Genomic DNA, 12,769 nt, shown 5'->3' on the forward strand with positions numbered 1-12,769 from the left:
TTGTGGAAATAAGGGTTTTGTTGCATTTGAAACGAAAAAGAATAGTGAAGCTAATATATTAAATATTCGCCTCTATGATTACGCGTCAAAAGAAGCAGTCTGAAATCAATTTCAGACCGCTTCGTTTTGTTGTTCCAAATCTCGCAAGAAATATGTATTTATATAGCGTTGAATCCCACGTGACAGGCTAATTGCTTGCATCTTTTTGTCCTCATAATTCGCCGCTTGCTCATTGTGGGCGATAATGGTTTCAACGAGAGCTTTCTGCCAAGGATGTTTTAGAGGGATTTGCAATGCTTGCTCGTGCTTGCCTTGCAAGGCATAAATCATTGCGATGCAATATTGACCAAGAGGTTTTTCAGTGATTGGCTGAATTTCCTGCATGGCAAGTGTGTAATCTCGCTCTAATAGTGCTCTATTCATTTTATATGTAGCCTGCATCATCTGTGATGGGTATTTTTTTAATATGGCATCTATTATCCTTCTCTGTTCAGTGACAGAGCCGTTACCAATTGCTAAAACATACTCATAAACAAGCTGCTTTTTATTTTTTTCTAAAAATGCATGGATTGTTTTCGTATTTTGGGAAAGCTGAACGATATAGTAGATATAGCCAATTCGAATAAGACTTAATCCAAAAATAGCTGCAATAATTAGCCAAAACGGCAAGTTAAAAATCCCACCTAGCAATCCTAAAACAACTGCAAACAATATAAGAAAAACTGTATATGACATGTTGCTCCTCCTTCGTTACGATACTATTTTAACAAATAAAGCCAAACATTAACAGCATTGAAAAGTAATCGACAAAATGAAAGCGTTTTAATTTTTTAAAATTTACAACAAGCTGTGCTATGACAGGGAAATTATGCTATGATAAGACGGAATGTTATCTTGATACAAGTGGGTTAGCAGAGATGTAATTGATTAATGAAGGAGTTTTTATCATGAAGCGACATGATGCACGTCAAAAAGCATTGCAGGTGCTATTTCAGTTAGATAGTACGGAGCTGCCAATTGAAGAAGCGATCGGGCATGTTCTAGAAGAACAGTCATCCAATGCTTTTTTTGAGCAATTGGTGCGTGGGACTGCGGAGCAAAAAGAAAAAATTGATGCAGCGCTTAGCGACAAACTAGAAAATTGGACATTAAATCGTCTACCGAAAATTGAACGAACAGTATTACGCTTAGCCGTTTATGAATTGTTATTTATGCCAGATACACCAAACCGAGTTGTATTAAATGAAGCGATTGAATTGTGTAAAGTATTTGGCGATGATAAATCAAGCAAATTTGTAAATGGTGTGCTTTCGAAATTTACAGAACAAGCATAGTGAATTGGGAGGAACTGTAGTATGTCAAGTGCAATTATAAATGGAAAAGAAATTGGTCAAGAAATTAGAAGCTCTGTAGCAAAACAAGTGGAGGAATTAAAAGCAAAAGGTATCGCACCTGGTTTAGCTGTTGTATTGGTTGGAGATAATCCTGCTTCTAAAACATATGTAGCAAATAAACAAAAATCTTGTGAAGCAATCGGTATGTATTCAGAGCTAATTGCTTTGCCAGAATCAATCTCAGAGCAAGAGTTACTTGAACATATTCGCCAATTAAACGAGCGCAATGATATTCATGGCATTCTTGTGCAGCTACCATTACCAAAGCACATTAATGAAGATTCAGTTATTGCGACAATTTCTCCTAATAAAGATGTTGATGGCTTTGCGCCAGTTAGCGTAGGAAAAATGATGCTTGGGCAAGAAACTTATTTACCATGTACGCCTTATGGAGTAATGAAATTATTGGAATTTAGCGGAATCGATGTGGCGGGTAAGCATGCCGTTATCGTAGGACGTAGCCATATTGTAGGAAAGCCAATGGGGCAACTGTTACTACAAAAGGATGCAACAGTTACGTATACACATTCTAAAACACCAGATTTAGCATCATTCACAAAGCAGGCTGATATTCTAATCGCTGCAGTAGGGCGTGCCAACTTTATTACTGCAGAGCATGTGAAGGAGGGCGCGGTTGTTATTGATGTAGGTATTAATCGTGATGAGGACAATCATTTATGCGGCGATGTTGATTTTGCTGCAGTAGATGGTATAGCCTCACATATTACACCAGTACCTGGTGGTGTTGGCCCTATGACAATTACGATGCTTTTAGCAAACACAGTACAAGCAGCAGCAAAAACATTGTAAAGTTAAATTTAAAATCTTCAATGAAGAATGAGAAGGAGTTGTCTAACAGCATTTGAGACAGCTCCTTTGCGCCGCGAATAGTAGCAATTTATATAACTTTAGAGGAAACCCTTGCTATTCGAATATGTAATCTACAAGCTTTGGCTGGCTAGAAAGCGGGCTCCTTTCTAGACAGCCCCATTTTTTGCATGTTTCGCGATTAACTACACAAGGTAAATGAATAAATAAGAAAGGGGAGATGTAAGTTTGGGCAACTCTTCTTATTTAACTGTTAAAGCATTGACTAAATATATTAAAAGAAAATTTGATGTAGACCCCCATTTACGTGAAGTATATGTAAAGGGGGAACTATCGAATGTGAAAGTTCATAGCTCTGGCCATATTTATTTTACATTGAAAGACGATGCGGCACGCATTCAAGCAACAATGTTTCGCGCTGCAGCAACAAAGCTAGCCTTTAAGCCCGAGGAAGGGATGATGGTTTATATTCGTGGTGATGTTAACGTCTATGAAACAGCGGGTGTTTACCAGCTTTATGTACAAACAATGGAACCAGACGGTGTTGGCGGTTTATTTATTGCGTTCCAACAACTGAAAGATACCTTGCAAAAAGAGGGCTTGTTTAATCCGAATTTTAAACAGCCTTTACCGCCCTTCCCAAAAACGGTTGGGGTTGTGACAGCAACAACTGGTGCAGCAATTCGCGATATTTGTACGACGCTCGGACGACGTTATCCACAGGCGGAAATTTGTATTTACCCAACCCTTGTGCAAGGTGCTGGTGCGGCCGCAAGTATTGCCAGCAATATTAGATTGGCAAATAAACTAGCGCAATGTGATATTTTAATTGTTGGGCGGGGTGGTGGCTCGATTGAGGATTTGTGGGCTTTTAATGAAGAAATTGTAGCGCGGGCTATTTTCGAAAGCCGAATTCCCATTATTAGCGCTGTTGGACATGAAACAGACACAACGATTGCGGATTTTGTAGCAGATTTACGTGCGCCGACACCAACGGCAGCAGCTGAGCTTGCTGTACCGAACCAACATGAGCTTAAGGAACGCATTGTAGCGAATGTAGCTAGACTGCAACATATGGTGACAGCGCAACTTCGTTTTGAAAGAAATCGTCTACAGAAATATCAGCAATCATATCCGCTTGCAACACCTGAAAAATTGTATCGACCTTTTATTGAGCGTTTGACACATAACGATATGAAGCTACAGCAAGCAATGCATGTTTATATGTTGAAAAAACGCAATGAGGCAGAGAAAGTTTTTACTAAAATGCAGCTTTCTTCACCACAAAATGCGCTACAAATAGAGCAGCAGAAATTAGTGCAGCTGAAAGTGGAGCTTAGTCGCACAATGCAGCTCAGATTAAGTAATGAAAAATCAAAATTGCATGCGGCGATTCGAACACTTGCAGCGTTAAATCCTTTAGCCATTATGGAAAAAGGCTTTAATGTGACGTATCGGGAGGCGCAATTTATTCAGCATGCAGCCCAATTAACAGTTGATGATATGATTGAAATTCATTACCAAGATGGGATTGTGCATGCGAAGGTGACAAACGTCGAACTAGAAAAAGGGGGAATGACGGATGGATAATTTAACATTTGCACAAGCAATGACTGAATTGGAGGAAATTGTACGAAAATTAGAGCAAGGCGAAGTGCCCCTTGAGGAAGCCATTGATTTATATAAAAAGGGTATGGAATATTCCAAGTTTTGTAATGATAAATTGCAGCATGCAGAACAACAGCTAATATCAATCGTTGATGAAAATGGCAATAAACAGCCATTTCAAACGGGAAATGGAGAGAATTAATTGATGCCATTAACAACATTTATTGAAACGCATACACCAGCTATTGAGAACAGAATGTATGATTTAGTTGGGGAAATTGTTGCACCTGCACAATTAAAGGAATCGATGCTTTATTCATTAAAAGCGGGTGGAAAAAGAATTCGTCCATTATTTGTTGCTGCGGTTTGCGATTATTTTAAAACAGATTTTGTCCCTGCTTATACAGTCGGCTCATGTGTTGAAATGATTCATACATATTCGCTCATTCATGATGATTTACCGTGTATGGATGATGATGATATGCGCAGAGGCAAACCAACGAACCATATCGTTTATGGGGAAGCATTAGCAACGCTTGCTGGCGATGCATTGAATACTTTAAGCTTCGGAATTTTAGCACGCATGCCAGTTGCAAATGACGTGAAAGTTGAATTAATCGATTTACTAAGTGCGGCTGCAGGAGCAGAAGGCATGGTTGGCGGTCAAGTGTTGGATATGGATGGCGAAAAACGTCAATTAAATTTACAAGAGCTTGAGCAAGTGCATATGAATAAAACGGGTGCACTACTGCGCTTTAGCATTGAATCGGGAGCTGTTTTATCAGGTGCTACAGCAGAAGAACGCGCAGCACTAGTAGAGTACGCACATCACATTGGCTTAGCATTCCAAATTCAGGATGATATTTTAGATATTGAAGGTACGACAGAGCAGCTTGGCAAAACAGCAGGAAAAGATATTGCAAGCGAGAAAAGCACGTACCCAGCATTGCTTACTTTAGAAGGAGCAAAGGAAAAATTAAACGACCATTTTGTTTTGGCGCTTGCCGCATTAAATCGTTTATCTGGAGACAGCCGTGTACTGCGAGATTTGGCTACCTATATTGTGAAACGTAATAAATAGTACAATGAAGCTTTAACTTGATACAGCAAATTATTTAGTATCAGTAGCAAGGCGACAGGTATAGAAGTTCCCCACTTCTATAAATGGCGGGATGAAGATAAGAAAAGTAATTGATGTAGAGGAAATATTGAAACAGAGAACATGTTTTCAATATTAGTTAGCATTCATGACAGATACTAGCTGTTTTTCTAGTTTTCAAGGAAACAATTGCTTATTGTATTATGACAGGAAGAGTTGTTTCATAGGAAAAACAGCATATTTTATGACATGGACAGAGGACGCTGTTATAATAGAGAAATCACAATACGGTGAATATATAAATGTAAAGGTGTGTGAATGAGGTGGATTTAACTAAAATAACTAATCCATCCTTTTTGAAAAAATTAAATCAGCAGCAGCTTGAGGCATTAGCTTCAGATATTCGCTCATTTTTAATAGAAAAATGCTCCGTAACAGGAGGGCATATTGGGCCGAATTTAGGTGTTGTAGAACTAACAATTGCGTTGCATAAAACGTTTAATAGCCCGAAAGATAAATTTTTATGGGATGTGGGGCATCAAGCTTACGTTCATAAAATATTAACAGGACGTGCTGGAGAGTTTGATACATTACGCCAATTTAAAGGTTTATGTGGATTCCCAAAACGTGTTGAAAGCGAACATGATGAGTGGGAAACAGGGCATAGTTCAACATCTTTATCAGCCGCGATGGGTATGGCTGCTGCGCGAGATATTAAAAAGGATAATAACTATGTCATTCCAATTATTGGTGATGGTGCTTTAACAGGTGGTATGGCACTAGAGGCGTTGAATCATATCGGTCATGAAAAAACGAATATGATTGTTATTTTAAATGATAATGAAATGTCGATTGCTCCAAATGTTGGTGCACTGCATAATGTGTTAGGTCGATTACGTACAGCGAAGGAATATTCAAAAGCAAAAGAAGAGCTAGAGACTTTAATGAATAAAATTCCAGTTGTCGGTGGCAAGCTAGCACAAACTGCAGAAAAAGTGAAAGATAGCTTAAAATACTTAGTAGTGTCAGGCGTCTTTTTCGAGGAGCTAGGCTTTAAGTATTTAGGGCCGATTGATGGGCATGATTTTGAGGCACTTGAAAAAACATTAGATTATGCGAAAAAAGTAAATGGCCCTGTATTAGTGCATGTTATTACGAAAAAGGGTAAAGGCTATAAGCCGGCAGAAGATGATACCGTTGGTACATGGCATGGAACAGGTCCATATAAAATGGAAACAGGGGCTTTTGTAAAATCTACTACAACAGGTCCTGCATGGAGTAGCTTAATTGCGGAATCTGTGCGCAAATGTATGAGGGAAGATGAACGTATTGTAACGATTACGCCGGCGATGCCTGTTGGCTCTAAATTAGAAGGTATTCAACGTGATTTCCCGCAACGCTTCTTTGATGTAGGGATTGCTGAACAGCATGCAGCAACGATGGCAGCAGGCCTTGCAACGCAAGAAATGAAGCCGTTTTTAGCTATTTACTCAACGTTTTTACAGCGCGCCTATGACCAAGTGTTGCATGATATTGCAAGGCCAAACTTAAATGTCTTTATAGGCATTGACCGTGCTGGTTTAGTTGGAGCAGATGGTGAAACGCATCAAGGTGTCTTTGATATTGCCTTTTTACGTCATATCCCGAACATCGTACTAATGATGCCGAAGGATGAAAATGAAGGGCAACATATGGTAAAAACGGCGCTTGAATATAATGATGGTCCAATTGCGCTACGTTATCCACGTGGTAATGGCATTGGTGTAGTGCTTGATGAGGAAATGGTAGCGATTCCAATTGGCACATGGGAAGTGCTACGCGAAGGAACGGATGTAGCAATTTTAACATTCGGTACAACAATCCCAATGGCGTTTGAAGCGGCAGAGGCGATGCAGCAAAAAGGAATTAGCGTGAAAATTATCAATGCACGTTTTATTAAGCCATTGGATACGGCGATTTTGCATAAGTTAATGCAAGAAAATATGCCAATATTAACAATTGAGGAAGCTGTATTGCAAGGTGGCTTCGGTAGCGCTGTTTTAGAGTTTGCTGCTGAGCATCAGTACAATACATTTATTGACCGCATCGGTATACCTGATGAATTTATTGAGCATGGCAATGTAGATGAATTATTAGCTGAAATACATGTGACAGCAGAGGAAGCGGTTCGTCGTTTGCAAAAGCTTGTTCAATTAAAGCAGCAAGAGGATTTAAAAACGGTATGACGAAGCAACCGAAAGAGCGTGTAGATATTTTATTAGTGGAGCGTGGGCTTTGTGAAACACGTGAAAAAGCAAAGCGCTCCATTATGGCAGGACTTGTTTATTCAAACGAGGAACGCATTGATAAAGCAGGAGAAAAAATTGCTACTGATGCGCCGCTACAAGTGAAAGGCTCACAGCTAAAATATGTGAGTAGAGGTGGTTTGAAGCTTGAAAAAGCCCTCGAAATATTTGAAATGTCAGTTGAAGGCAAATTAATGCTGGATATCGGCTCATCCACAGGTGGTTTTACGGACTGTGCGCTGCAAAACGGCGCACGTCATTGCTATGCTCTAGATGTAGGTTCAAACCAATTAGCGTGGAAAATCCGTTCTGATGAGCGTGTAACAGTAATGGAAAAAACCAATTTTCGCTATACAAAGCCGGAAGATTTAACCGAAGGATTACCTGATTTTGCGACAATAGATGTATCCTTTATTTCCTTGTCACTTATTTTGCCTGTACTGAAAACGGTATTATTACCTGGTGGTGATGTAATGGCATTAGTCAAGCCTCAATTTGAGGCTGGGAAAGAAAATGTCGGTAAAAAGGGCATTGTACGTGATCCGAAAATTCATTTAGAGGTGCTTCAAAACACCGCTATTATAGCAACGGAACTCGGTTTTGTTGTGAAGGATGCGTCCTATTCACCAATAACAGGTGGCGAAGGGAATATTGAATTTTTATTCCATCTCGCTAATCCGAAAGAGGGGGAAACGATTGCTCCATTTGTTCATTTTGAGCAAATTGTGGAGCAAGCGCATCGCGAATTAAAGGTTAAATAAAAGCACCACATTTTCATCTTGCTAATAGGGGTTAAAATTTAAAATAGGTAAGGGTGCCAATATGCTCACGCATAATTGATTTGCCAATGCCTATTTTTCTTGTGCTTTTATGAATGAAATGGTAGTGTTATTAATACAAATACATAATTATTCATAAGAGGTGAGGGAATTGAATAAAGGTCAACGCCATATTCGAATTCGTGACATTATTACAAATAATGAAATAGAAACACAGGATGATTTAGTATTGCATTTGAAAAATGCAGGTTATAATGTCACTCAGGCAACTGTGTCGCGCGATATTAAAGAGCTTCATTTAGTAAAAGTGCCAATGCAAGATGGTCGTTATAAATATAGCCTGCCCGCAGATCAGCGCTTTAATCCAATTCAAAAGCTGCGTCGTGCGTTAGCAGATGCTTTTGTAAGTATTGATGGTGCGTCACATTTTCTAGTTGTTAAAGCATTGCCGGGAAATGCAAATGCAATCGCTTCCTTACTTGATCATTTAGATTGGGATGAGCTATTAGGAACTATTTCGGGTGATGATACAATTTTACTAATTTGTCGTACAGAGGCAGACCGAGAAGTGATTAAAGAACGTTTATTAGACATGCTATAAGAGGTGGGTTTTCTTGTTAAGAGAGCTAAGTATTCGAAACTTTGCGATTATAGATGATTTAACAGTGAGCTTTGCGGATGGGTTAACGGTTTTAACTGGTGAAACGGGTGCAGGAAAGTCCATTATCATTGATGCTGTTCATTTGCTAGCCGGTGGGCGTGGTTCCCATGAATTTATTCGCCACGGTGCTAGAAAAGCGGAGCTAGGTGGCTTATTTCATATCATGGATGACCATCACCCTGTCTTTGCAAAATTAGACGAAGCCGGAATTGAATATGAGGACGGCACAATTATTTTGCGTCGTGATATTAATGATAATGGCAAAAGCGTTTGTCGCATCAATGGCAAGCTTGTACCAACTAACGTGTTACGGGAGATTGGTGGTAGCCTTATTGATATACATGGCCAGCATGAAAATCAAGAATTAATGGATGAAAAGCAGCATATCAACTTACTGGATCATTTCGCTTATGAAGAGCTTTCGTCATTTTTAGCGGCATATAATGAGAAGTATGAGGCTTATCGTAGCTTAAAGCGTGAAGTGGCTGAGCTTAGTTTAGATGAGCAAAGAATGGCACAGCGCATTGATTTATATCAATTTCAAATGAATGAGCTAGAGGAAGCTGCATTAAAGCTCGGGGAAGAAGATGCGCTAATGGAGGAACGTTTGCGATTAATGAACTTCCATAAAATCTTTGAACGTGCAAGTATTGCCTATGAGGCGATTTCTGGAGAGCAGCATGGCTTAGATTATATAGGGAATGCGATGTCAGCGCTGGAGGATATCGTTTCATTAGATGAGCATTTTAAAGAGGCTACTGAGGCAGTGACAACGAGCTTTTATGCATTGCAGGATGCAAGCTATCAAATTAAAAATGTGCTGGACGAATTGGAATTTGATGCGGGACGTTTAAACGAGGTTGAGCAACGTTTAGCGCAATATCAAACAATGAAGCGCAAATATGGTACAACCGTTGAAGAAATTTTAGCATATTATGATAAAATAGCGGCTGAGCTAATGCAATTGATGAATCGCGATGAAACAATACAAAAAAATGAATTGCGCTTAAGTCAAATGGAGGAAGAACTTACACAGCTAGCCTCCACATTAACTGAAATACGTAAAAAGCAAGCTTTATTACTAAGTGAAGCAATTATGGAACAGTTGCGTGTATTACATATGGAAAAGGCAGAGTTTATTGTCAAATTCGAATCCCTTGAAGGATTTGATGCATATGGTAAGGATTATGTGGCATTTTACATTGCGACAAATGTTGGTGAACCACCTAAATCATTACCGAAAATTGCATCTGGTGGTGAATTGTCACGTATGATGCTTGCATTAAAGACTATTTTCTCCTCAACAAATGGTATTACATCCATTATTTTTGATGAGGTAGATACAGGTGTCAGTGGGCGTGTTGCGCAAGCAATTGCTGAAAAAATCGCAGCGATTTCCATCCATTCACAGGTGCTCTGCATTTCTCATTTACCGCAAGTGGCTGCGATGGCAGATCAGCATTATTTAATTAAAAAGCAAGTAGAGCATGACAGAACATTTACTACGGTTACAGAAATTAAAGAGCGTGCACGCATTGAGGAAGTAAGTCGTATGATGAGCGGTGCAGAAATTACCGATTTAACATTGCAGCATGCTCAAGAGCTTGTAGAAATAGCGGACGCAAGAAAACAGGCAATGCAATAACAAGTGAATTGTTTGAATAGAGGTTGTTTGAAAGCAGGCTAGCGCATTTGCTTTCAGACAACCTTTTCCTTTTTACCCAAGTATTAGCTTCTCCCGAATGGATAAATAAAGCAGAATTTTTATTATTTTTTAGCCCAATTTTATATAAAAGGCACAGTCAGAGGCATAGATAAGAGGCGCAATTTTTTTATCACCTAAACGACAAATATTTACCGTTCATAACTAATTAAAAGTCCGCACATAGTATCGGTAAGATAAGAAAGGAGGTGACATAAAAATGTGCCATTTGCGTAATCTTTTGTTAATTGTTTTTTTTATTTTAATACCTATACAAGTATCAGCAAAAGAGCTAATACCTATGGGGCAATCAATTGGTATTCAGTTAAAATTACCATTTGTTTATGTATCACATGATATACTTTTACCAAATGGCGAATGGCTTAAACAAGGTGATAAGGTGCTCGCGATTGATGGAAAAGAAATCAATCAGCTTGGTCAACTTACTGAGGTTAAGGAGCAAGCAGAGCTACGTATCGAACGTGCCAATAAAGAAAAAGTCTTACAATTATCAAGTGAAGAAATAAACAATATGATGCCCTTTTTAAAAGATGAAACAGATGGCATTGGAACACTCACATTTCTTGATCCTACAACGAATGAATACGGAGCACTTGGACATCAAATTGTAGATAGTGCTCTTACAATGCCACCTCCATTTACTACTGGTGCCATTTTTTTAGCCTCCATTACCCAAGTGAAAAAAAGTGAGCCTGGTCAACCTGGCTATAAAATTTCCATTGTCAACAAAGAACAGAAGCGTTTAGGAAATGTTTTATTTAACAATGTCTACGGTGTATTTGGTGAATGGGAGCAAGGTTTACAAAAAAGTTTGCGACAACCGATTGAAATTATGCATGAATCGGAAATAAAACGTGGTGAGGCACAATTGTTAACAGCAATTGAGGGAGAAAAAGTTGAAGCTTTCACCATTACAATTGATAAAATTGATGGAGCGAATATTGTGTTTCGTGTGACAGATCCTAAATTGCTGCGCAAAACAGGTGGTATTTTGCAAGGGATGAGCGGCAGTCCAATTATTCAAAATGACCGTTTTGTAGGAGCGGTAACGCATATGTTTGTCGAACATCCTGCAAAAGGAGCAGCTTTGTCGATTGGTGAAATGCTAAAAAAATCTCCGAAATAAGGACTAAAAGACTATACCTATGCTTTGGGTATAGTCTTTTACGAATATTTCGGTTAAAATAGAAAAAGATGGCTAGAATAATTTGTGGAAAAAAGTAGCTTTTTGTCAATGCATAAGGAATATCTATAACCTCATACTTATTTTTAATACATAATAAAGGATTTTAATTAGTTATGTCGAAAACTCAAAAGCGGTGCTCCATAATCCAATCAACATGATAGTAGCAACTTTCGAGTAGAAATTAGCGAATTGATCATCTATGGGGTGAAATTATAGGGGAAACTGTGGAAATAAATTATTTAAGGGGGCTTTATGGATGTCAAAAGTAAAAATAGCAATTGCAGATGACAATCGAGATTTGTTGAAAGCGATGGAAACATATTTCACAAATCATCCTAATATCGAATTAATTGCGACTGCACAAAATGGTAAAGTATGTATTAAAATGCTAGAAGAGGAGCAACCAGATGTATTGCTGCTCGATATAATTATGCCTCATCTTGATGGCTTAGCTGTGCTAGAGACACTGTATAATGATGAGCGTTTAGCTAATATGCAAGTAATTATGCTGACTGCCTTTGGACAAGAAGATGTGATGAAGCAAGCTGTTAATTATGGTGCTTCCTACTTTATGCTAAAGCCTTTTGAATTCGAGCAACTAGAACAAAAAATCCTGCAATGCGCGAAGCACATACCTGAGCCGACAAAGCAGCAACGCACAAGTGTATTACAGCCTAAAGAGGCAAAAAAAGTAGACCAGCGTCAGCTTGATACGACAATTACTGCAATTATTAAGGAAATTGGTGTACCTGCACATATTAAAGGCTATGTATATTTACGTGAAGCCATTCAAATGGTTTATTACGATATTGAGCTCCTCAGCTCTGTAACTAAAATTTTGTATCCAGATATCGCACAAAAATTCAATACAACGCCTTCGCGCGTAGAGCGTGCCATTCGCCATGCGATTGAAGTGGCGTGGAACAGAGGCAATTACGAATCGATTTCCGAAATGTTTGGCTACACGGTTCACCATCTAAAATCAAAGCCAACAAACTCGGAATTTATCGCCATGATTGCTGATAAAATTCGCATTGAAATTGTGGCGAGTTAAAAGTAGCGTACTAATTCTAGACCAATAAATAGTAAGTCATTAACAAAACAATAGTCGAGCATTTCAAATTAATTTTAAAATAGGTGTGGAAAAGTTTTATCTTTTCTCGCACCTTTTTTGCACTTTATTTTAACTTCTTATCTGAATATGCA

The 12,769-nt window shown here is 38.7% G+C and carries 12 protein-coding genes; 11 read left to right on the forward strand and 1 reads right to left on the reverse strand.

The features are described from left to right. Nucleotides 1–111: 111 nt before the first annotated feature. On the reverse strand, nt 112–735 hold the full coding sequence (locus MHB51_RS01880) for a hypothetical protein (RefSeq protein ID WP_107942836.1): 624 nt from the start codon (nt 733–735) through the stop codon (nt 112–114). A gap of 212 nt (nt 736–947) precedes the next feature. Between MHB51_RS01880 and nusB the strand changes: the two genes are divergently transcribed. The 11 genes from nusB (at nt 948) to spo0A (ending at nt 12,617) form a co-directional block, all read left to right on the forward strand. Next, nucleotides 948–1,334 carry a transcription antitermination factor NusB gene (nusB, locus tag MHB51_RS01885; RefSeq protein WP_066162702.1) on the forward strand — a complete coding sequence of 129 codons (387 nt, stop codon included), beginning with the start codon at nt 948–950 and terminating at the stop codon, nt 1,332–1,334. A 21-nt stretch (nt 1,335–1,355) separates the two neighbouring features. Beyond that, entirely contained in the window at nt 1,356–2,204 is an 849-nt protein-coding gene (folD, locus tag MHB51_RS01890) for a bifunctional methylenetetrahydrofolate dehydrogenase/methenyltetrahydrofolate cyclohydrolase FolD (RefSeq protein ID WP_342558856.1), read from the forward strand. 246 nt (nt 2,205–2,450) lie between these two features. After that, complete coding sequence (gene xseA / locus MHB51_RS01895; protein WP_342558857.1) at nt 2,451–3,812, forward strand: exodeoxyribonuclease VII large subunit; 1,362 nt, start codon at nt 2,451–2,453, stop codon at nt 3,810–3,812. Continuing rightward, entirely contained in the window at nt 3,805–4,032 is a 228-nt protein-coding gene (xseB, locus tag MHB51_RS01900; protein ID WP_066162712.1) for an exodeoxyribonuclease VII small subunit, read from the forward strand. The genes xseA and xseB overlap by 8 nt, the downstream gene beginning before the upstream one ends. A 3-nt stretch (nt 4,033–4,035) precedes the next feature. Beyond that, the gene (locus MHB51_RS01905; protein WP_342559455.1) at nt 4,036–4,911 is read left to right on the forward strand and encodes a polyprenyl synthetase family protein; all 876 of its coding nucleotides are present in this window, start codon (nt 4,036–4,038) and stop codon (nt 4,909–4,911) included. 341 nt (nt 4,912–5,252) lie between these two features. Continuing rightward, on the forward strand, nt 5,253–7,154 hold the full coding sequence (gene dxs / locus MHB51_RS01910) for a 1-deoxy-D-xylulose-5-phosphate synthase (protein WP_342558858.1): 1,902 nt from the start codon (nt 5,253–5,255) through the stop codon (nt 7,152–7,154). Beyond that, the gene (locus MHB51_RS01915; RefSeq protein ID WP_342558859.1) at nt 7,151–7,975 is read left to right on the forward strand and encodes a TlyA family RNA methyltransferase; all 825 of its coding nucleotides are present in this window, start codon (nt 7,151–7,153) and stop codon (nt 7,973–7,975) included. Before dxs ends, MHB51_RS01915 begins: the two co-directional genes overlap by 4 nt. 169 nt (nt 7,976–8,144) lie before the next feature. Then, nucleotides 8,145–8,594 (forward strand): transcriptional regulator ArgR, encoded by a 450-nt coding sequence (gene argR / locus MHB51_RS01920; RefSeq protein ID WP_066162719.1) that lies wholly within the window; start codon nt 8,145–8,147, stop codon nt 8,592–8,594. 13 nt (nt 8,595–8,607) lie between these two features. Further along, nucleotides 8,608–10,299: a DNA repair protein RecN gene (recN, locus tag MHB51_RS01925; protein WP_107942833.1), complete on the forward strand. Its 1,692-nt coding sequence runs from the start codon at nt 8,608–8,610 to the stop codon at nt 10,297–10,299. A 277-nt stretch (nt 10,300–10,576) separates the two neighbouring features. After that, nucleotides 10,577–11,503, forward strand: coding sequence for a SpoIVB peptidase S55 domain-containing protein (locus tag MHB51_RS01930; protein WP_342558860.1), 927 nt, complete (start codon nt 10,577–10,579; stop codon nt 11,501–11,503). A 316-nt stretch (nt 11,504–11,819) separates the two neighbouring features. Continuing rightward, a complete protein-coding gene (spo0A, locus tag MHB51_RS01935) occupies nt 11,820–12,617 on the forward strand; it encodes a sporulation transcription factor Spo0A (protein WP_342558861.1) in 798 nt (265 codons plus the stop codon). Nucleotides 12,618–12,769: the final 152 nt, after the last annotated feature.

This window comes from Metasolibacillus sp. FSL K6-0083, from assembly GCF_038630865.1.
Lineage (GTDB): Bacteria > Bacillota > Bacilli > Bacillales_A > Planococcaceae > Metasolibacillus > Metasolibacillus fluoroglycofenilyticus.